The following is a 20,600-nucleotide window of genomic DNA, read 5'->3' on the forward strand; positions in this document are numbered from 1 at the left end:
ACCCGCGGGGGGGGGGGGGGGTTGTTATCTGTGGGCCGCCCGCCGGGGGGGGGGGGGGGGGGGCCGGGCCCGCGGGGGGGGGGGGGGGGGCGGGGGGCCCCCGGCCCCCCGCGACCGGCGCCGCGGACGTGCCGGTAGCGTGACGGTGTGTCGCTGATACGGATCCTCGCCGACGCCGCCGCGGGCGTCTTCCCGCCCGCCGACGGCTCGGTGACCGTCGTGCCGCAGCCCGCGCCGCGCGACGCCGGGGTGATCGCCTTCACCGCCCATGCCGTGGTCTTCGCGGACGCCGATCCGGAGCGGATCCGCGGACTGCTCCCGCCCGGCGACCTCTCGGCGCCGCTCAATCCGCCGTTCCTCACCGCGCTGTGCGGGCTGCTGGACCGCACGGTGAACAACGTCGACCTGCTGACCGCCGCCCCGGCCCTGCCGGGGCCGCCGCCGGCCGCCCTGGGCCTGCCCCTGCGGGAGACCGCCGACCGGGGTCATCCGCGGATCGTCCGGGCCCTGCGGCACCGTGACGGGGTACGGGCGTGGACGGTGCCCGGGGGCACCGTGCTGACGGGCCGGGGTGTGGCGGGCCGCTGGGAGGCGGCCGTGGAGGTCGATCCGGGGGCGCGCGGTGCGGGCCTCGGCCGCCGGCTCGCGCTGGCGGCACGTCATCTCGTCCCGGAGGGCGGGACGGTGTGGGCGCAGATCGCCCCGGGCAACGCGGCGAGCGTGCGGGCGTTCACGGCGGCGGGCTTCGTGCCGATGGGCGCCGAGGCGCTGCTGCTCACCCGGGAGGGCTGAGGGCCGCCGGGCTCACTCGACGGCGGCGGCGGTGGCCCAGGGCAGGCTGATCCACACCGTCTTGCCGCCCTCCGCGGTGGGGGTGACCAGGAGCGTGCCACCCGCCTCCGCCGTGAGGTGACGGATGATCACCATGCCGCGGCCGTTGTCCTGCTGCACGGCGGCGGGCAGCCGCTGGGGCCACCGGGGGTGGCTGTCGGTGACACCGATGCGCAGCTGCTCGTCCCGGTCCAGCTGGACGTCGAGGGTGAAGGTGGGGGACTGGCCGAGGGTGTGCAGCACGGCGTTGGTCGCGAGCTCGGAGACGATGAGCCGGACGGAGTCGGCGGGGTCCGAGTCCTCGGGCATGCCCCACTCCACCAGCAGCTCGCTCACGTAGCGACGTACCGCGGGGACCGAGGCAGGGTCGCTCGGCAGGGTGACGGATGCTTCCTGGTGGTCTGCCATGGCGACGCTGTCCCTTTCCCGCCGTGACCAGGACGCCGGCGCCTGCCGCGCCCGTGGCCGCGCGCGCGACGGCCGGCGGCGCCGTGCCCCGCCTTCCGCGCGGCACGTCCCCGTTCGGCACTCACGCGCCAGAGTGTCACTCATCGTGCCCTTAATCGGGTGTCACCACAGCTATATGCATATATCTGTCGCCCAAAGCGGTGAACTCTGCTACGAGAGAACGTATTTGCGCGGCAGACTTCGCCCGGGGACCGGCGGGGGTGCCGGGAACCGGGAGGTGCACACACCATGCAGCAGGTGCCGGCGGTACGCCGCCGCAAGATCGGCTCGGAATTGCGTCGTCTGCGCGACACGGCGGGGCTCACGAGCGGTGAGGCCGCCCAGCGCCTGGGATGGCACCAGTCCAAGGTCAGCAGGATCGAGACCGGCCGCAGCGGCGTGCGCCCCGAGGACGTCACGGCACTGCTGGACGTGTACGGGGTGCGCGACCAGCGGTTGCGGGAGATGCTCTCCGCGCTGGCGGGCGAGGGCGACCGGCGTGGCTGGTGGCATGAGTTCCGCGAGGAACTCCCGTCCGCCTACCGGGACTTCATCTCCCTGGAGACCGACGCCTGCCGGGCGCGGACCCTGGAGACGACGGTGGTGCCGGGACTGCTGCAGACCCCGGACTACGCCCGCGAGCTCACCCGGTCCGTCCTGCCGCAGCTCGGTCCGCGGCAGATCGCGACCCTGGTGCAGGTGCGGATGGCCCGCCAGGCGGTGCTGCGCGCCGATCCTCCGCTGGAGCTGTGGGCGGTGCTGGACGAGGCGGTGCTGCGCCGCAGGGTCGGGGGTCCCGGAGTGATGGCGGCGCAATTGAGCCATCTTGTGGAGCTGGGTTCACTGCCTCATGTGCATCTGCAGGTGCTGCCTTTCTCGGCCGGTGGGCATATAGGCGTCACAGGCCCTTTCGTAATCTTCTCATTTCCGCGCATTGCTGATCTCGACGTGGTTGTTCTCGACCATTTGACGAGTAGTCTCTATCTAGATCAGCACGAGGACGTCAGGGCGTACGGTGCTGCCTTCAATCGGTTGCGCTCCCATGCCCTGTCGAGTGAGCAGTCGCTGTCCTTCATCTCCGGCATCGGCAAAGGCGCGTAAGGAGGCACACCCCCCATGTCCAACGCTCTGCCTCAGTACGTCACCTCCAGTGCGTCCCTCTCAGGTGTGAATTGGCGACGCAGCAGCTACAGCACGGCGGCGAACAACTGCGTCGAGACGGCCCTCATCGGGGACGGGCCGCTCTCGGGACAGCTCGCCGTACGCGACTCCAAGGATGTGCGCGGCCCCGCCCTGCTCTTCCCCCCGGCGGCCTGGGCGGAGTTCCTCACCGCCGTGACGACGGGGAGCCTGACCGAACGCCCCTGAACTCAGGGGCGCGGCGGCGCCGTACGGACGATCGTCCCCACGGCGTCGCCGATCTCCCGGTCCGTCAGGTCCGCCCGCGCGGTGAGCCGCAACCGCGAGATCCCGTCGGGCACGGACGGTGGCCGGAAGCAGCCCACGGCGAGACCCGCCTCACGGCACGCCCCGGCCCACGCGACGGCCGCCTCCGGCGACGGCGCCCGCACCGACACCACGCACGCGTCCGGCGCGGTGGCGTCCAGGCCCGCCCCCACCAGCCGCTCGTACAGCTCGCGGGCGACCGCCCGGGCCCGTACGGCGCGTTCCGGCTCACGCCCCAGCAGACGCAGCGCACCGAGCGCCGCGCCGGTGGCCGCCGGGGCGAGGCCCGTGTCGAAGATGAACGTCCGCGCGGCGTTGACCAGGTGCTCGATGACGCGGGCCGGTCCCAGCACCACGCCGCCCTGGCTGCCCAGGGACTTGGAGAGCGTGGCGGTGCACACCAGTCCGGGCGCGCCCGCCAGACCCGCCTCCGCGGCCGCCCCCCGGCCTCCGGGACCGAGCACCCCGAGCCCGTGGGCGTCGTCCACCAGCAGCGCGGCGCCGTGCTCGCGGCAGGCGGCGGCCAGCGCGCCGAGCGGGGCCGCGTCGCCGTCCACCGAGAAGACCGAGTCGGTGACGGCCACGGCGGGGCCGTCGTGGCCGGTCAGCGCCTTGCGCAGGGCGTCCGGATCGGCGTGCCGCACGACCTCGGTGGTGGCGCGGGAGAGCCGGCAGCCGTCGATGAGCGAGGCGTGGTTGCCGCTGTCGGAGACGAGGAGCGTGCCCGGCTCGGTGCTGAGCGCCGTGACGGCGGCGAGGTTGGCGGCGTACCCGGAGGCCAGGACCAGCGCCGCCTCGAAGCCGCAGAAGGCGGCCAGTTCGGCCTCCAGCTCGGCGTGGAGCTCGGTGCTGCCGGTGACCAGCCGTGAACCGGTCGAGCCGGCGCCCCAGCGCAGGCAGGCGTCCGCACCGGCCCGGGTCACCTCGGGATGGTGGGCGAGCCCCAGGTAGTCGTTGGAGGCGAGGTCCAGCAGGGGCGACCGTGCGGGCCGCGGCCGCAGGGTGCGCACCAGCCCGGCCGCGCGACGCCGTTCGGCGTGCGCGTCGATCCAGTCGAACGGGTCGCGGGTCATGGTCGTCCCCTGGGGTCGGCGGAGGGTTCGGCGCCACCGTAGTGTGCCGGATCGTCTCGCACGGTGTGGTGATGCACACACCCTGAGCGAGCGGTCTTGTGGGATGCCCCATTGGCCCGGGCGCGTGCGGTACGCCAGGATCGCGACATGGATCTGCTGAATGCTTTGGTCGAGAAGGGCCTGCGCCGCGAGCTGCCCACCCGTGAGGAGGCGCTCGCCGTGCTGGCGACCTCCGACGACGAACTCCTCGACGTGGTGGCCGCGGCCGGCAAGGTGCGCCGCGCGTGGTTCGGCCGCCGGGTGAAGCTGAACTACCTGGTCAACCTCAAGTCGGGACTGTGCCCGGAGGACTGCTCGTACTGCTCGCAGCGGCTCGGCTCGGAGGCCGGGATCCTCAAGTACACCTGGCTCAAGCCCGACGAGGCGGCGGCCGCCGCGGCGGCGGGGGTCGCCGGCGGTGCCAAGCGGGTCTGCCTGGTGGCGAGCGGACGCGGCCCGACCGACCGCGACGTGGACCGGGTCTCCAAGACCATCGAGGCCATCAAGGAGCAGAACGAGGCCGTCGAGGTCTGCGCCTGCCTGGGCCTCCTCTCCGACGGGCAGGCCGAGCGGCTGCGCGGCGCGGGCGCCGACGCGTACAACCACAACCTCAACACCTCCGAGGCCACCTACGGGGACATCACCACCACGCACACCTACGCGGACCGGGTCGAAACGGTGCAACAGGCCCAGGCGGCGGGCCTTTCGGCCTGCTCCGGACTGATCGCGGGCATGGGCGAGAGCGACGAGGACCTGGTCGACGTGGTCTTCGCGCTGCGCGAGCTGGACCCCGACTCCGTCCCGGTGAACTTCCTCATCCCCTTCGAGGGCACCCCGCTGGCGAAGGAGTGGAACCTCACCCCGCAGCGGTGCCTGCGGATTCTTTCGATGGTGCGGTTCGTCTGTCCCGATGTGGAGGTCCGCATCGCGGGCGGCCGCGAGGTGCACCTGCGGAGCATGCAGCCGCTCGCGCTGCACCTGGCGAACTCGATCTTCCTGGGCGACTACCTCACCAGCGAGGGCCAGGCCGGCAAGACCGACCTCGACATGATCGCGGACGCCGGTTTCGAGGTGGAGGGCGCCGGCGAGGTGACCCTGCCCGAGCACCGGGCGGACGTGGCGGCCCCGGCCGGGGGCTGCGGTTCCCACTCCTCCGCCGGCTGCGGCTCGCACGGCGAGGGCGAGGGCGGCGGCTGCGGCCCCTGCGGCGGCCACGCCCACGGCGACGGCCACGGCGACCTCGCGCAGCCCGCGACGGCCGGTGCCGCCCGCACCGACCTGGTGGCCGTGCGCCGCCGCGGCACCGGCACGGACCTGCCGCCCAATGCCTGAGCCGCTCACCCCGGGCGAGCTGCTGGCACTGGACCGGGAGCACGTCTGGCATCCGTACGGGCCCATGCCGGGCCGTCAGGAACCGCTCGTCGTCGAGTCCGCGGCCGGGGTCCGGCTGCGGCTCGCCGAGCCGTTCGAAGGCGCGGGCGAACTCGTCGACGGGATGTCGTCCTGGTGGTCGGCGATCCACGGCTACAACCACCCGGTGCTCAACGAGGCCGCCCGCGGCCAGCTGGACCGGATGAGCCACGTGATGTTCGGCGGGCTCACCCACGAGCCCGCCGTGCGGCTCGCCGCCCGCCTGGTCGAGATCACCCCCGATCCGCTGCGGCACGTCTTCCTCGCCGACTCCGGCTCGGTGTCGGTCGAGGTCGCGGTCAAGATGTGCCTGCAGTACTGGCGTTCGCTCGGACGGCCGGAGAAGCAGCGCCTGATGACCTGGCGCGGCGGCTACCACGGCGACACGTGGCAACCGATGTCCGTCTGCGACCCCGAGGGCGGCATGCACGGGCTGTGGTCCGGCGTCCTGCCCCGGCAGGTCTTCGCGGACGCGCCGCCGGCCGCGTACGAGGAGGCGTACGCCGGCCACCTGCGGGAGACGATCGCCGCTCACGCGCACGAACTCGCCGCGGTCGTCGTCGAGCCGGTCGTGCAGGGCGCGGGCGGCATGACCTTCCACTCCCCCGCCTACCTGCGGGTGCTGCGCGAGGCCTGCGACGAGCACGACGTGCTGCTGGTGTTCGACGAGATCGCCACCGGCTTCGGGCGGACCGGGACGCTGTTCGCCGCCGACCAGGCGGGCGTCTCACCGGACGTGATGTGCGTGGGCAAGGCCCTGACCGGGGGCTACCTCACGATGGCCGCCACCTTGTGCACCGCGCGCGTCGCCGACGGGATCTCCCGCGGCGAGGTGCCGGTGCTCGCCCACGGCCCGACCTTCATGGGCAACCCGCTGGCCGCGGCCGTCGCCTGCGCGTCTCTCGACCTGCTGCTCGGCCAGGACTGGGCGCAGGAGGTCAAGCGGATCGAGGCCGGGCTGCGCGAAGGGCTCGCACCCGCCGCCGGCCTCCCCGGGGTACGCGACGTGCGGGTGCTGGGCGCGATCGGTGTCGTCCAGCTCGACCACCAGGTCGACCTCGCCGCCGCGACGCGGGCCGCCGCCCGCAGCGGGGTATGGTTGCGGCCGTTCCGGGACTTGATCTACACGATGCCCCCGTACGTCACGGGGGACGAGGACGTCGCGCGCATCTGCGCGGCGGTGCGCGCGGCGGCGGAGGCGGCATGACGGTGTTGTTCGTGACCGGTACGGGCACGGAGATCGGCAAGACGGTGACGACGGCCGCGATCGCGGCGACGGTGCTGCTCGGCGAGTACAGCGTCGCCTACCTGAAGCCCGCGCAGACCGGGGTGGGCCCCGGCGAGCCGGGCGACGCCGCCGAGGTCACCCGGCTGGCCGGTCCCGAGGTCACCGGCGTCGAACTGGCCCGGTACCCCGAGCCGCTGGCGCCCGCCACGGCCGCGCGGCGCTCCGGACTCGCCCCGGTGGGCCCGGCCGACATCGCGGAGGCGGCGGCGAAGCTGGCGGCGGTGCACGACATCGTCCTCGTCGAGGGCGCGGGCGGGCTGCTCGTCCGTCTCGACGACACGGGCTCGACGCTGGCGGACGCGGCACGGATGCTCGCGGCCCCGGTGCTCGTGGTCGCCCCGGCCGGGCTCGGCACCCTCAACGGTGCCGCGCTGACGGCGGAGGCCCTGAAGGCGCGGGACCTGAAGTGCGCCGGCGTCGTCATCGGCAGCTGGCCGGACGACGCGGACCTGGCCGCCCGCTGCAACCTCGCCGACCTGCCCGAGGTCACCGGCGCCCCGCTCGTGGGCGCCCTGCCCGCCGGCGCGGCCGCCCTCGACCCCGCCGACTTCCGGCAGGCGGCACCCGGTTGGCTCTCCCCCCGCATCGGCGGCATCTGGGACGCCGCCGCCTTCACCTCGTACTGGGCGCCCGCCGACCCCGCCTGACCCGCACCGCCGTCCGGCCCCGGCCGCGGCCGGGGCCGGACGGCGGGCGACACGCCGGATCTGCCCCGCAACGGGGAGGCTTGGGACGGGCTCCGAAGCGGCAGAATCGGAAGTGAGGGGTGCCGAGACGAAGGGGGTCCGGCCATGAGGAGCCGTACCGGAGTGACGGGCGAAGCCGTCCACCACCCGCTGTTCGCCCGCTTCTACGCCCGCTGCGGTCCGGTGATGGACGCCCGCGCGGGCTTCGGCGCGCACCGGCGGACCGTGCTCGCGGGACTCACCGGCCGGGTCATCGAGATCGGCGCGGGCTCGGGGCTGAACTTCCGTCACTACCCGCGCACCGTCGCCGAGGTCGTGGCGATCGAGCCGGAACGGCATCTGCGCCGGCTGGCCGTCGACGCCGCGCAGCACGCCGAGGTGCCGGTGGACGTCGTACCCGGGGTCGCCGAGGCGCTGCCGGTCAAGAGCGAGGCCTTCGACGCGGCGGTCGCCTCGCTGGTGCTGTGCTCCGTACGCGACCAGAAGCGCGCCCTGGCCGAGCTCCGCCGGGTACTGCGCCCGGGCGGGGAACTGCGGCTGCTGGAGCACTGCCGGGCCGAGGGCCGAGCGCACGCGGCGCTGCAGTGGGCGGTGGACCGCACCGTGTGGCCGCTGCTGTTCGGCGGCTGCCGGACCGGGCTGGACACGCTCACCGCGGTCGAGGCGGCCGGCTTCGAAGTGCTGGAGCTGCGCCGCTTCCGTGTTCCGGAGCGCGCCAAGGGCCTCACCCTGCCCGTGCCGAGCGCCCCGCACATCCTGGCCACCGCGCGCCGCCCCGCTTGAGCTCCACCGCTCTGTACCTACTGGTATGTACACTGCCGGCATGGAGACGACGTCGGAACGCCTGATCGAGAGCACCCGCGAACTGCTCTGGGAACGCGGCTACGTCGGCACCAGCCCGAAGGCCATCCAGCAGCGCTCCGGCGTCGGCCAGGGCAGCATGTACCACCATTTCTCGGGCAAGCCGGAGCTCGCGCTCGCCGCCGTGCGCCGTACCGCCGAGCAGATGCGGCAGACCGCCGAGCGCGAACTCGCCGGCCCGGGCCCGGCGGTCGAGCGGGTCTCGCGGTACCTGCGCCGCGAACGCGACGTGCTGCGCGGCTGCCCGATCGGGCGGCTCACCCAGGACCCGGAGGTCGTCGCCAGCCCGCAGCTGCGGGCGCCGCTCGACGAGACCTTCGAGTGGCTGCGCGGCCGGCTCGCGGACGTGCTCGCCGAGGGCCAGGCGCGCGGGGAGATCGCGCCCGGCCTCGACACCGGCGACATCGCGGCCGCGCTCGTGGCCGTGCTCCAGGGCGGCTACGTGCTCGCCCGCGCGGCCGGCTCGGCCGCGCCCTTCGACCAGGCCGTCAGCGGCGCACTGGCCCTGCTGGCACAGCGGGCCTGAGCGGCGTCCGGCGAGGGACGGCCCCTGCGCCGGACCGCTTGTCACAGGCGACTACTAGGGTGACGCCCGTTGATCACCGGACGAGTGATGCCTCCGGTGTGCGGTCGTGGGTGGGAGGGGTTGCTGTGCGGCGCTGGGAACTTGTCGGTGGTGGATCCGCGAAATTCTGGGAAGCAGCGGTCGACGGCGCGCTGGTGACCGTGCGCTACGGCCGGATAGGCGCCGAGGGGCGGCTCCAGGAGAAGGAGTTGGGGTCGGCCGAAGCGGCATCGTTGCACTTCGGCAAGCTGGTCGCCGAGAAGGAGCGCAAGGGCTACCTCGAGGTCGGTTCGTCGGCACCGCAGCAGCCGGAGCCGACAGCGGCAGCGGCAGCGGCAGCGGCCAAGCCGGAATCACAGCCGCTGCCGGAGGCGCCTCCGGAGGGCGGACTTCCCGACGAGGACACGTTCGTCCTGCCCGGCTCATGGCGCCGCGTGCTGCACCCGCGCCGCGGCGGGGTTCGGCGGGGCGCCGCCGTGCCGGCGCCGGATGCCATCGATCAGGTCCAGGAACGGATCGCGGCCGAGCTGGACTGGATCGAGCAGGTTCTCGCCGCACAGCAGGCGGATCCGGCGCTGGTCAAGGCAGCGCGCGCCTATCTGGCGGGGAAGCCGGACCCCCGCGGGGCAGCCGTCCTGGCGAACCTGGTGACGCCGGTCTGGCCCCCCGCCGCAAGGGAGGATTTCCCGTTCGCCGACGCGTGGGCCGCGAGCCACGGGCCGGCCTTCGCCGCCCGGGCGGTGGTGGAGGTCTTCGACATCGACGCCGGCCAACGGTATCGACAGGGGCACAGCATCCCGACACTGCGCTACCGGGGCCTGACCGACCACATCACGCCCCAACCCGCACGTCAGCTGGCGGACCGGGTGCGTGCGCTGCTCGCCTGCACGGACGACGAGACCTACCGGGAGACCGTCACCGCGCTGCGTGAGTGCCGCACCACCGCGCGGCGCCGGGTCGTCGCCGCCTATCTCGCGCCGGGCACGCCCGGCTGGGCCGACGAGTGCATCGCCGAGGAGCCCGGATACGGATCCGGCGGTGACGTGCTCCGGCCGCTGCTGCTCTGCGCGCTCGACGATCCCGGGCAGGTCGGCCGGCTCGGCACGGCCCCCAAGCTCGTCTGGCGCGGCTGGTCCGTGACACTGGTCGCCACGCTCGCCGACGGCCTGGGCACGGAGTGCGTGCCCTTCCTCGACGAGGCGATCGAACGGTCCTGGGACTCCGACCAGTTCCGGAGCATCACCATGGCGGTGGCGAACTTCCCGACCGACGAGGCCTTCAGGCTGCTGCTGTCCCGTCTGGACAACAAGCACATCCGCCCCGCCATACAGGAGGCCATGCAGCGCTACCCGGGCCGGGCCCTGCGTCTGCTCGCCGAAGCGGGCCTGAAGGACGGGAAGAACGCCCCTGCGGCACGCCAACTCCTCAACACGCACGTGATGCTGAACAACGCCCGGTTGCCCGAGCTGCTGCCGCGACTCGGCGCCGCGGAGGCGGAGCTGGTGCGGTCGCTCGACGGTGCGCGCGAGCGCGTCACCGAGGCGGCAGCGGAGGTGTTGCCGGCGCTGCTCGTCTCACCGCCCTGGACGCGCAGGCGAACGCCCCTCAAGCCACGGGTGCTCACGGGCCTGCTGCCGGACGGCACGCGGCGGCTGGCGTGGCGCGAGGGTGAAAGGGAGCGTTGGGCCGGGCACCCGTCCTGGGGCTGGGAATACCCCCGGACGACCGACTGGGACCAGGAGGCCCGCAAGATCCTCGGACGCGAATCGGGCCTGTGGCACTCGACGCGCTTCTTCGTCCAGGGCCCACTCGACGTGCTCTCGCCCTGGCTGGAGAAGTGGTCGCCGGAGGACCTCTGGGGTGGCGTGGACCTCCTCAAGCCTGTCGTCGCCAAATACGGCATGGCGGCGCTGCCGCTCGCCCTCAAGGTGGCCTCGGCCAAGCCGGCGCACCTCACCCCGCTCCTGATGCCCTTCCTCGACCTCGGCGCGGCACGGTTGATGGCGGACGGGCTGGTCCGGCTCAAGTCGGTGCAGATGACGGCCCGCTCCTGGTTCGCCCGGTACGGGATCGACGCGGGCCTGCTGCTCGTACCGGACGCCGTCGGGCAGCCCGGCCCGGCCCGGAAGGCGGCCGAACAGGCGTTGCGCCTGGTCGCGTCCGCCGAGGGGACGGACACCGTCCTGGCCGCCGTGACCGCGGCACACGGCGGCGAGGCGGCCGAGATCGTCGCCGAGACGCTGGCCGCGGACCCCCTGGAGATCGCGCTCCCCGCCCGGATGCCGGCCCTGCCCAGCTGGGTGCAGCCCTCGGTCCTCCCGCAGATCCTGCTCACCTCCGGCGAGGCACTGCCGGAGGAGGCGGTCCGCCACGTGCTGACCATGCTCGCCCTGTCGAAACCCGGTGATCCGTACCCCGGGGTCGCCGTCGTCGGAGAGGCGTGCCGCGCCGACTCGCTGGCCGCCTTCGTCTGGGCGCTGTTCGAGGAGTGGCGGCAGGCGGCCATGCCGGCCAAGGAGAGCTGGATCCTGCACGCGCTCGGCCGGCTGGGGGACGACGAGACGGTGCGCCGGCTCACTCCGATCCTGCGCGACTGGCCGGGTCAGGGGGCGCACCACCGCGCGGTCGAGGGCCTGAACGTGCTGGCCGAGATCGGCAGCGACGTCGCCCTCATGCACCTCCACGGTGTCGCCCAGCGGGTGAAGTTCAAGGCGCTCAAGGTCCGGGCCCAGGAGAAGATCTCCGAGGTGGCGGAGGGACTCGGGCTGACCGGCGAGCAGCTGGCGGACCGACTGGTGCCCGATCTCGGACTGGACCCGGACGGCACGACGGTCGTCGACTACGGCACGCGCCGCTTCACCGTGGGCTTCGACGAGCAGCTGCGTCCCTTCGTGCTGGACGCCGAAGGGAGGCGCCGCAAGGATCTGCCCGCCCCCGGCGTCAAGGACGACCAGGAGCTCGCCCCGGCCGAGCGCAAACGCTTCGCGGCGTTGAAGAAGGACGTCCGCACCATCGCCTCCGACCAGATCCGCCGTCTGGAGGCGGCCATGGTCACGCAGCGGACCTGGACCGCGGCGGAGTTCCGTGAGTTGTTCGTGCAGCACCCCCTGGTCTGGCACCTGGTGCGCCGACTGGTCTGGCTCGCCGACGCGGCCGGCGCGGCGACCGCCTTCAGGGTCGCCGAGGACCGCAGCTTCGCCGACGTCGACGACGACGAGTTCACGCTCGCCGCCGAGGCGACGGTCCGGCTGGCCCATCCGCTGCACTTGGGCGACACGGTGCCCGAGTGGTCCGAGCTGTTCGCGGACTACGAGATCCTCCAGCCCTTCCCGCAGCTCGGCCGACCGGTGCTTCGGCTGACGCCGCAGGAGGAGACCGCCAACCGCCTGCACCGGTTCGAGGGGTGCAAGGTGCCGGTGGGCCGCCTGCTCGGACTGACCAAGCGGGGGTGGGAGCGGGGGGAGCCGCAGGACGCCGGCGTCGAGCGGTGGTTCTCCAAGCGGCTCGCCGAGGGCTGTCACCTGGTCATCGCCCTGGACGAGGGCATCGCCGTCGGCGTCGTCGACATGTTCCCCGACCAGACCTTCGAGACGGTCTGGCTGGACACGGAGCCCTGCGACCACTGGCCCAGCCGGGAGTACCCCTTGCGCTTCGGCGACCTCGACCCGATCGCCGCCTCCGAACTGCTCGCCGACCTGGAAGGGGTGACGGCCCGGTGACCGCCGTCGACGACGCATCCGCGACCCGGCCCGACCGGGCCCTGGATCCGGAAGGCTCCCCGCTGCAGCGCCCCCCTGCCGAGGTCAGGTACGCGGAGGAACTGGCGGCTCTCCGGGCCCGGGACGAGGACCCCCGCCCGCCGGGGTGGCAGCTGAGCCTGCGGGCGGCGCGCCGTTTCATCGTCGGGGACGCGGAGGCCGGGATCAGCCGCAAGTTCGTCGGCAACCGTTCCCTGGTCGAGCGCGCGCTGGTGACGCTGGCGACCAACCGCGGCCTGATGCTGGTCGGCGAGCCGGGCACGGCGAAGTCGCTTCTGTCGGAGCTGATCGCCGCGGCGGTCAGCGGCACCTCGACGCTGACCGTCCAGGGCGGCGCGGCCACCACCGAGGACCAGATCAAGTACTCCTGGAACTACGCGCTGCTCGTCTCCGAGGGGCCTTCACCGCGCTCGCTGGTGCCCGCGCCGATGCTGCACGGCATGGCCGAGGGCCGGATCGTCCGCTTCGAGGAGATCACCCGCTGTCCGCTGGAGGTGCAGGACTGCCTGCTCTCGCTGCTGTCCGAACGCGTCCTGGCCGTTCCGGAGCTGGACGGTCCCGAGGGAATGGTCTTCGCGCGGAGCGGATTCAACGTCATCGCCACCGCCAACACCCGTGACCGGGGCGTCAACGAGATGAGCGCCGCGCTCAAGCGGCGATTCAACTTCGAGACGGTCTTCCCCATCGCGGACTTCGACACCGAGCTCGCACTCGTCGAAGCGGAGGCGGGAGCCCTGCTGCGCCGGTCCGGGGTGGAGGCGCCGCCGGACCGCGACGTGCTCGAGGTACTGGTGGGGACCTTCCGCGAGCTGCGCGGGCAGCAGGCGTCCGGCGAGCGGCTCTCCGCTGTGATGAGCACCGCGGAGGCCGTCTCGGTGGCGCACGCGGTGGGCGTGCGCGGCTGGTTCCTGCGCGGGGAGCCCGGCGACGCCGCCGATCTGGTCACCTGCCTGGCCGGCACCGCGGCCAAGGACAGCCCGGAGGACCTGGCCCGGCTGCGCCGGTTCCTCGACCAGCAGGCAGGGCGTCGGCACGGCGCCCAGTGGCAGGCCCTCCACGAGGCACGACACCTGCTGGCCGACTGATGACCACGGTCTTCGTCGGCGTTCGCCACCACTCGCCGGCCTGCGCCCTCCTGGTGGCCCGCACCATCGAGGCGCTCCGGCCGGCCTACGTACTGGTGGAGGGGCCGGCCGACATGAACGGGCGGCTGGACGAGCTGCTGCTGGGCCATGAGCTGCCGATCGCCGTGTTCAGCCACTACCGCGACGAAGAGCGCACGGCGACGTCCTGGACACCGCTGTGCGACTACTCCCCCGAGTGGGTCGCGCTGCGGTCCGGCCGGGCCGTCGGCGCACAGGTGCGCTTCATCGACCTGCCCGCCTGGCACCCGGCCTTCACCGGGCGCCCCGAGCCGCTGGCCAACCGCTACGCGGACGCCGAGGCCCGCTACGCGGTGGCGACCCAGCGCCTGTGCAGCCGGTTCGACGTGGACTGCGTCGACGCGCTGTGGGACCGGCTGTTCGAGATCGCCGGTCCTGAGGGGCTCCAGCGGCGGCTCGACGCCTACTTCGACCTGGTTCGGGGCGACTCCGAGGCCGAACAGGGCGACCGGGCGCGGGAGCAGTACATGGCCTCCTGGATCCGCGCCGCGGCCGTCCGGGCGGAGGAGCGGCCGGTGCTCGTGGTCACCGGCGGGTTCCACACGCCGGCGCTGCGTGCGCTGGCCGCGCCACCGGTCCGCACCACGGACGCACCGGGGACCACGTCGGCGCCGTGGCCCGGGATTCCCGAACCGCCCGCCGGGGCCGTCGGCGGCAGCTTCCTGGTGCCGTACTCCTTCCACCAGCTCGACGCCTTCGCCGGTTACCAGTCCGGCATGCCCTCGCCCGGCTACTACCAACTGCTGTGGGAGCACGGCCCCGCTGCGGCGGCGGACGGACTGCTGGAACAGGTCGTCGCACGGCTGCGAGGACGACGCCTTCCGGTGTCGACCGCCGATCTGATCGCGGCCAGGAGCCTCTCCCAGGGTCTGGCCGCGATGCGAGGGCACCCGCTGCCGGCCCGGACCGATGTGCTCGACGGCCTGGCGGCCACGGTGATCAGCGATGCTCTGGAGCAGCCGTTGCCCTGGACCGGGCACGGCACGCTCACGCCGGGCACGGATCCGGCGGTGGTCGAGATGGTCGCCGCGAGCACCGGCGACCGGGCCGGCCTCCTGCATCCGGACACGCCCGCCCCGCCGCTCGTCCTGGATGTGGCGGCCCAGTTGCAGCAGTGCGGGATCGTCCTGGGAGAACGGGTCACGGCCGACCTGACCGAGCCGGCCGGCCTCGCCCGCAGCCGGTTGCTGCACCGGCTGCGTGTCCTGGGCGTTCCGGGGCACGTCCGCACCTCGGGCCCCGCGACCGGATCGGACCCGGTCTTCGCCGAACGCTGGGAGCCCGGCCCGGCACACGGACGCGAGGCGGCGCTGATCGAGGCCGGTGCGTACGGCGCGCGACTGGAGGAGGCCGCCGCCGTGGCGCTGTCGGCGCGCGTGCGGTCCGCGGGGGGCACACCCGGTGGGTCGCCGGATTCGGTCACGGCCACCTTGTCGGAGGTGCTCTTCGACGCGGTGCTCTGCGGTGCGGACACGCTCTCCACCGAGCTGCTGGGCTCCCTGGCGTCTCGCGTGGGCGGGCTCGGTGAGCTCGGCCCGGCTGGTGCGGTGCTGACCACCGCGCTCCAGCTGTGGCGGCACGACCGCGTGTACGGCATGGCCGGGAATCCCCTGCTCGGCGAAGTCGTCGACAAGGCGGTCGACCGGGTGTTCTGGCTGGCCGAGGGCCTGCACGGGGGCAGGGGCGTCGACTTCGCCCGGCTGCGGGCCCTGTCCGCCGCCCGCGACGCACTGCGGCACGCGGAGCGCCTCCTGACACTCTCCCCGACGGCGGCGGCCGACACGGCCCGGCGGATCGGTGCCGACCCCGCCGCCCCCGCGGACCTGCGTGGCGCGGCTCTGGGCCTGCGGCTGTCCCTCGGTCCGGCCGGTGACGACGCCGTCGGCCAGGCACGTCTCCTCGCGACCTCGGATCCCGGGGAGCTCGGCGACTGGCTGGCCGGACTGTTCGCCCTGGCCCGGGACGAGTTGACGGCCGGCGGTGGAACGGTCGCCGACGGGTCGGGCCCCTCCCTGCTGGACGTGCTCGACGAGATCGTCGTCTCCATGGCGGACACGGACTTCCTGATCGGCCTGCCCGCGCTGCGGCAGGCCTTCGCCTTCTTCCCGCCCCGTGAGCGCGAGCGCATCGCGGAGCATCTGCTGGAGCGTCGCGGCCGGCGCGGCTCGGCCCGCTCACTGCTGCGCACGTCCGCCGACCCCTTGGTCCTCGCCCGCGCCCGCGCCTTGGAGGAGAACGTGATCCGCCTGCTCGACAGGTACGGTCTGCGAGCCGGGCAGGCGAAGCGATGACCGAGCGCAACCACCCCACGGCCGGCTCCGCCCCGCAGCTCCCCGACGCCGGGCTGGAGCGGTGGCGGCTGATCCTGGGTGCGCCGGCCGACCGCTGCACGGGCTCGCTCGGCCTGCAGGCCGCCGCTCGCGACGTGGCACTGGACTGGCTCTACGGCCGCGACCCGGACCTGGAGCGACGCGGGGTGCGCCGTGGCGCCTCCGCAGGACGGGAGGGCGGTGACGGCGCCTCCCGGATCACCGCGGTGGACTGGCTCGACGACGTCCACCGGCTGTTCCCCAAGGAGACCGTCGAGCGGCTCGAGCGCGACGCCGTGGAGCAGTACGAGATCAACGAGATCGTCACCGACCCCGACGTGCTCTCCCGCGTGGAGCCGAACGCGACCCTGCTCCGCGCCGTACTGCGCACCAAGCACCTGATGAACCCGCAGGTGCTGGCGATGGCCAGGCGCATCGTCGAGGCGGTGGTCAGGGATCTGATGGAACGGCTGCGCCCGGAGGTGCGCCAGGCTTTCGCGGGCGCCCGCTCGCGCCGCCCCAGCCGGCTGCCGCTGGCACGGGACTTCGATTTCCGGGGCACGATCCGGGCGAACCTGGCCCACTACCAGCCCGAGGGGCGCCGGATACTGATCGAGCGGCCGCGCTTCCACTCACGGACTCGGCGGCACCTCCAGCAGTGGCAGCTGATCCTGCTGGTGGACCAGTCCGGCTCGATGGCGGGCTCGGTCATCCACTCCGCGGTCACCGCCGCCTGTCTGTGGAGCCTGCCCGGTCTCCGCACGCACCTCGTCGCCTTCGACACCCAGGTGGTCGATCTGACCGCGGACGTCACCGACCCGGTGGAGCTGCTGATGCGGGTCCAGCTCGGTGGCGGCACGGACATCGCACGCGCCGTCGCCTACGCCGCGGACCTGGTGGACAACCCGCGCCGCACCATCGTCGCGATCGTGTCCGACTTCTACGAGGGCGGCGATGCCCATCGGCTGGTCCGCACCGTGCGCAGCCTCGTCCAGCAGGGCGCCACCGTGCTCGGCCTGGCCGCGCTGGACGAGGAGGCCAACCCCGACTACGACCGGGCGCTCGCGGCCCGGCTGGCCCAGGAGGGAGCCCACGTGGGTGCCATGACCCCTGGGCGGCTGGCCGAGTTCGTCGCCGAGAAGGTGGCCCGGTGAGCGGTACGACGACTGCTTCGGCTGCCGGCGCGCCGCCGCGCGAGGATCTGCTGGCCCTCAGCACCGACACACTCGCCTCCCTCGCCAACCGCGGCTTGGTGAAGCGCGCCGCCAAGGATGTGGATGCCGGCTCGGGGCCGGACGTCAGCTGCGAGGCCGACGGAACCGTCTGCGGCACCTACCCGGACGGCACCCGGACACGGCTGCCCGTCGGCACCGGCCTGGAGGCTGCGGAGTGCAGCTGCGGGGCGACCGGGGTGTGCCGCCATCGGATCGGCCTGGTACTGGCGTACCAGCGGCTGGACGGTACCGCCGAACCCACGGGCCCGGAGGTGGCCGCGTGGTCGCCGGGCGAGTTCGACGACGCCGCACTCGAGGCCGGGCTGGGGCGGGCCGCTCTGCTGGCCGCGCGCCGGATCCGGGAGCGCGGCTTCTCGGCGACCGTGCACCGCCCGAACGCGGTGCGGCCCGTGCCGACGGTCGATCTGCCGACGTGCACCGTGCGCTTCCCCGTCCCGCACCAGCTCGGCTACGCCCTCACCGACGCCGCGGCCCCGCGCCGCGGGGAGATGATCACGCTTGCGGTCTGGGCCTTCCGCGCCGCGGACGGCGACGCCGCGGCCGGCGCGGACGCGCAGGTCGTCGTCGGCGGACGCCCGCCCGCCGCGCCGGACGCGGACGACGCGCTCGACGCCGCCGTCGCCCTGGCCGATGAGTTGCTGCTGGACGGCATCGCGCACACGACCCCGGTGTTCGCAGCGCAATTGGCCCGCGCCGGCGCGCAGCTGTCGCATGCCTCGCTCCACTGGCCCGCCGCGATCATGGCGGACCTGCGCCGCCAGGTCGACGCCTACGCTGGGCGCGATGCGCACCACGAGGCCGGGCGTGTGGCCCACCTCCTCGCCGAACTGCACGCCCGCCGTCGCGCGGGTGGGTCCGACCGCCCGGGCGTGCTCGGTACGCAGGAGCCGGCCGACACCCCGCTGCGCCGGGTACGGCTGGTCTCCCTCGGCTGCCGGGTCACCGGCCGGACGGCGTCGGAGCGCACCGCCGAGGTGTACTTCGCGCACCCGGCCGCCGGGATCGCCCTGGTCCTGCGCAAGCGCTGGGAGGTGGCGGAAGGCCACTCCCTCACCGGCCACGACCTGGCTTCACGCCGCCTGCTCGGATCCCCGCTGCGGGCGCTGTCCGGGGCCAACGTCGTCAGCGAGCACATCTCCCGCAGTCCCAGCCGCACCGTGACCATCGGACGCGGACGCATCGCCCCCACGAGTGTCACGCCGCTCGGTTCGGCCTGGGCCGATCTCCCCGACACCCTCCTGATCAGCGATCTCGCCGCAGCGCTGTCTTCCTGGGAGGGCCGGCCACCGCACTTGATCCGGCCCAGGGTGGAGGCCGACACCGCCCGGGTCCTGGCCGTGGCCTCCGTCGAGTCCGTCGGCTACGACGCCGCCCAGCAACGACTCGAAGCGGTCGTCCGGGATCCGTCGGGCAACGCGGCGGTGGTCCGTGCCGACCACAACCCCGCCTGTCCCGGCGGCCTGGACGCGCTGGCCACGGCACTCGGCAGCCCCCGGGTCCGATTCGTGAGCGGCCTGCTGGGCCGGGAGGGCGGCCGTCCCGTGCTCGACCCGCTGGCCGTCCTCACCGAGGACGGACTCGTCGTACCCGACCTCGAAGCGGGCGAGGGCGCGGGTGCACTCGCCGAGGCTGCTCCGCGCACCTCCGACCCGATCGCCCTGGCACTCGAATCGGGCTTGTCCGCCCTCGCGGACATCGCGCACAGCGGCCTGCGCGGCCGCGGTCCTTCGGCTCGCGACCGGCTCGCAGCGGCGGCGGCAGGACTCCGCCGTACCGGGCTCCAGTCCGCCGCGGCGCTGCTCGACTCGCTCGCCAGGAGCTTGGACGGGGAAACAGCCGGGGCAGCGACGGCTCCGTGGGTGGACGCCGTGATCCACCTTCTGGTCAGCCTCGAACTGCACCAGGAGGCCGATGCCTGACGACGGCCGACCCGGTCTGCGGCCGGGCCTCAGACGCACCAGGAGCGCAGCTCGTCGGCGATCTCGTGCACGTCGGCGGTGCCGCCCTTGACCAGCCTGGCCAGGTCGCGCACCCGGTCGGGGGACGTGGCGACCTTCAGGCCGCTGGCCACCAGGTAGGCGTAGGCGACCGCGGAGGCGAAGAGCGCGTTGGACCGCTCCAGGGCCGGTACGTGGACCAGCAGTTGCAGCAGGCACGCGGCGCGCTCGTGGGGGTCGGCGTAGACGGGGACGCCGAATATCTCCGCCTGGTGGCGGCCGACCGCTGCGACGAGGGCGCCCCAGTCGGTCACCTGGGGGTCACCGGGGGTGTTGCGCTCGGCGACCATGAGCAGCCAGGCGAGGTCGATCTGCAGGGTCAACGGCGTCCTTCGCGCTCCGTGCCGAACTCCTCGGTGAAGACGGACTCGTAGCGCTGCATGAAGTCGGCGGCGGCCTCGACGAAGCTGCGGCCCGCTTCCCCCGCGTCCTTCCGGACGAGTTCCTCGATGTACCGGTTGACGCTGACGCCCCGCTGCGCGGCCCGCTCGCGGGCGGCCGCGGCGGTGGTCTCGTCCACCCGCACGTTCAACTGCGTCTTGGCCATGCCCTCAAGCTAGCGCCGATGCACTAGCAGTGACAAGCGGCTCCCGGGCGCATCCGCCCTGGGCCCGTGCGCCCCGGGGCCCGACGGGGCTCCGGGGCGCACGGGGAGCGCGTTCAGAGGCGGCCCGCCACCGTGCGCGCCAGTTCCTCGAGCGGCTCGTCGAACCGGGACGGCTCCTCGTTGCGGACCAGCCGGATCGCGACCCACTGCCCGGACACCCGCAGGAAGACCGAACCGTCCTCCAGCCAGGCCTCGTCGCCGATGCCGTCGAGCGGCTTCAGTTCGTGGCCGAGCCCGCGTTCGGCGTCGTAGTAGTTCTTCCCCTGCTCCCCCGCGAAGACCTCGACCTGGGCCGTCGGGCCGGACTCCGGTGCGGGGTAGGTGCAGGTCCCTTCCAGGTCCTGACCGGGTTCGAGGGCCGTACCGGCGAGCCGCTCGGCCTCCTCCTGCGTCACCAGGGCGCACGGGTCGCCGGCCGTCCCGCCCGGCGACGACGCGGACGGCTGCCCCGGGGACGCCGCGGACGACCCCGCCGCGCCCGGGGTGCCCGGCGCGGTCGCGGACGGCGTGTCGCCGGCGTCGTCGGCCGCCGGGTCCTGGCACCCCTGGAGCGCCAGGGCCAGCAGCGCCACCACGGGCGCCACCGCCCAGGCCCGCGTGCGCCTGCGGTCACCGGACCCGGTCCGGATACGTGCGTGCACCATCGATTCGGTCCCCCCTCGGTACCGGTCCTCGTCCCCCACCCGGCCACACCGTGCCCGGCCCGGGTGCACCTACAGACGTACCGGGACGGCCGGCCGGTTTCGGCCGGACGAACTCGCGGTCGCACGGCGGCCGCCCGCGCGCCCCCGGCGCTCACCCTCGGGGACGATGCGGCACCGCACCCGACGACCTACGCTCGGGTCGCATACGGACAAGTACGCACTTCCTCATCTTGGGGGGCAA

General features: G+C 73.9%; 18 protein-coding genes. 13 read left to right on the top strand and 5 right to left on the bottom strand.

The genetic code is table 11. The features are described from left to right. Nucleotides 1-147 precede the first annotated feature (147 nt). Nucleotides 148-792: a GNAT family N-acetyltransferase gene (locus ACFYYN_RS21490; protein WP_500331257.1), complete on the top strand. Its 645-nt coding sequence runs from the start codon at nucleotides 148-150 to the stop codon at nucleotides 790-792. A gap of 12 nt (nucleotides 793-804) precedes the next feature. Here the strand turns inward: ACFYYN_RS21490 and ACFYYN_RS21495 are convergent, their stop codons facing one another. After that, nucleotides 805-1,239 carry an ATP-binding protein gene (locus ACFYYN_RS21495; protein ID WP_499510363.1) on the bottom strand — a complete coding sequence of 145 codons (435 nt, stop codon included), beginning with the start codon at nucleotides 1,237-1,239 and terminating at the stop codon, nucleotides 805-807. Nucleotides 1,240-1,527: 288 nt separating this feature from the next. Between ACFYYN_RS21495 and ACFYYN_RS21500 the strand changes: the two genes are divergently transcribed. Both ACFYYN_RS21500 and ACFYYN_RS21505 read left to right on the top strand, forming a co-directional pair. After that, nucleotides 1,528-2,379: a helix-turn-helix domain-containing protein gene (locus ACFYYN_RS21500; RefSeq protein ID WP_499510364.1), complete on the top strand. Its 852-nt coding sequence runs from the start codon at nucleotides 1,528-1,530 to the stop codon at nucleotides 2,377-2,379. Nucleotides 2,380-2,394: 15 nt separating this feature from the next. Beyond that, complete coding sequence (locus tag ACFYYN_RS21505; RefSeq protein ID WP_500331253.1) at nucleotides 2,395-2,646, top strand: DUF397 domain-containing protein; 252 nt, start codon at nucleotides 2,395-2,397, stop codon at nucleotides 2,644-2,646. A 2-nt stretch (nucleotides 2,647-2,648) separates the two neighbouring features. Here the strand turns inward: ACFYYN_RS21505 and ACFYYN_RS21510 are convergent, their stop codons facing one another. After that, entirely contained in the window at nucleotides 2,649-3,797 is a 1,149-nt protein-coding gene (locus ACFYYN_RS21510) for an 8-amino-7-oxononanoate synthase (RefSeq protein ID WP_500547107.1), read from the bottom strand. A 147-nt stretch (nucleotides 3,798-3,944) separates the two neighbouring features. Here ACFYYN_RS21510 and bioB point away from each other — a divergent pair, with 147 nt between their 5' ends. The 10 genes from bioB (at nucleotide 3,945) to ACFYYN_RS21560 (ending at nucleotide 19,030) form a co-directional block, all read left to right on the top strand. Continuing rightward, entirely contained in the window at nucleotides 3,945-5,168 is a 1,224-nt protein-coding gene (bioB, locus tag ACFYYN_RS21515; protein WP_500547108.1) for a biotin synthase BioB, read from the top strand. Next, nucleotides 5,161-6,453, top strand: a complete 1,293-nt coding sequence (locus ACFYYN_RS21520) for an adenosylmethionine--8-amino-7-oxononanoate transaminase (RefSeq protein ID WP_500370982.1) — start codon at nucleotides 5,161-5,163, stop codon at nucleotides 6,451-6,453. Before bioB ends, ACFYYN_RS21520 begins: the two co-directional genes overlap by 8 nt. Continuing rightward, on the top strand, nucleotides 6,450-7,181 hold the full coding sequence (gene bioD, locus ACFYYN_RS21525; RefSeq protein WP_500358544.1) for a dethiobiotin synthase: 732 nt from the start codon (nucleotides 6,450-6,452) through the stop codon (nucleotides 7,179-7,181). Before ACFYYN_RS21520 ends, bioD begins: the two co-directional genes overlap by 4 nt. 144 nt (nucleotides 7,182-7,325) lie before the next feature. After that, on the top strand, nucleotides 7,326-8,003 hold the full coding sequence (locus ACFYYN_RS21530) for a class I SAM-dependent methyltransferase (protein ID WP_500547109.1): 678 nt from the start codon (nucleotides 7,326-7,328) through the stop codon (nucleotides 8,001-8,003). Nucleotides 8,004-8,043: 40 nt separating this feature from the next. Next, nucleotides 8,044-8,607 carry a TetR/AcrR family transcriptional regulator gene (locus tag ACFYYN_RS21535; RefSeq protein ID WP_500547110.1) on the top strand — a complete coding sequence of 188 codons (564 nt, stop codon included), beginning with the start codon at nucleotides 8,044-8,046 and terminating at the stop codon, nucleotides 8,605-8,607. A 125-nt stretch (nucleotides 8,608-8,732) separates the two neighbouring features. Next, on the top strand, nucleotides 8,733-12,365 hold the full coding sequence (locus tag ACFYYN_RS21540) for a WGR and DUF4132 domain-containing protein (protein ID WP_500547111.1): 3,633 nt from the start codon (nucleotides 8,733-8,735) through the stop codon (nucleotides 12,363-12,365). Beyond that, the gene (locus tag ACFYYN_RS21545) at nucleotides 12,362-13,489 is read left to right on the top strand and encodes an ATP-binding protein (protein ID WP_500547112.1); all 1,128 of its coding nucleotides are present in this window, start codon (nucleotides 12,362-12,364) and stop codon (nucleotides 13,487-13,489) included. The genes ACFYYN_RS21540 and ACFYYN_RS21545 overlap by 4 nt, the downstream gene beginning before the upstream one ends. Beyond that, nucleotides 13,489-15,858 (top strand): DUF5682 family protein, encoded by a 2,370-nt coding sequence (locus ACFYYN_RS21550; protein ID WP_500547113.1) that lies wholly within the window; start codon nucleotides 13,489-13,491, stop codon nucleotides 15,856-15,858. The genes ACFYYN_RS21545 and ACFYYN_RS21550 overlap by 1 nt, the downstream gene beginning before the upstream one ends. Next, entirely contained in the window at nucleotides 15,855-17,030 is a 1,176-nt protein-coding gene (locus ACFYYN_RS21555) for a VWA domain-containing protein (RefSeq protein WP_500547114.1), read from the top strand. Before ACFYYN_RS21550 ends, ACFYYN_RS21555 begins: the two co-directional genes overlap by 4 nt. After that, nucleotides 17,027-19,030 carry a YehQ family protein gene (locus ACFYYN_RS21560; RefSeq protein ID WP_500547115.1) on the top strand — a complete coding sequence of 668 codons (2,004 nt, stop codon included), beginning with the start codon at nucleotides 17,027-17,029 and terminating at the stop codon, nucleotides 19,028-19,030. The genes ACFYYN_RS21555 and ACFYYN_RS21560 overlap by 4 nt, the downstream gene beginning before the upstream one ends. Before the next feature lie 29 nt (nucleotides 19,031-19,059). On the opposite strand, the gene ACFYYN_RS21565 is transcribed toward ACFYYN_RS21560, so the two are convergent. From ACFYYN_RS21565 to ACFYYN_RS21575, 3 genes are all read right to left on the bottom strand, one after another. After that, entirely contained in the window at nucleotides 19,060-19,431 is a 372-nt protein-coding gene (locus ACFYYN_RS21565; protein WP_500547116.1) for a fic family toxin-antitoxin system, toxin component, read from the bottom strand. Beyond that, nucleotides 19,428-19,655, bottom strand: coding sequence for a toxin-antitoxin system HicB family antitoxin (locus tag ACFYYN_RS21570; RefSeq protein ID WP_500547117.1), 228 nt, complete (start codon nucleotides 19,653-19,655; stop codon nucleotides 19,428-19,430). Before ACFYYN_RS21570 ends, ACFYYN_RS21565 begins: the two co-directional genes overlap by 4 nt. A gap of 113 nt (nucleotides 19,656-19,768) precedes the next feature. Next, complete coding sequence (locus ACFYYN_RS21575; protein WP_500547118.1) at nucleotides 19,769-20,359, bottom strand: DUF3558 domain-containing protein; 591 nt, start codon at nucleotides 20,357-20,359, stop codon at nucleotides 19,769-19,771. Nucleotides 20,360-20,600 lie beyond the last annotated feature (241 nt).

The sequence above is a fragment of the Streptomyces sp. NPDC001902 genome (assembly GCF_042891295.1).
Lineage (GTDB): Bacteria > Actinomycetota > Actinomycetes > Streptomycetales > Streptomycetaceae > Actinacidiphila.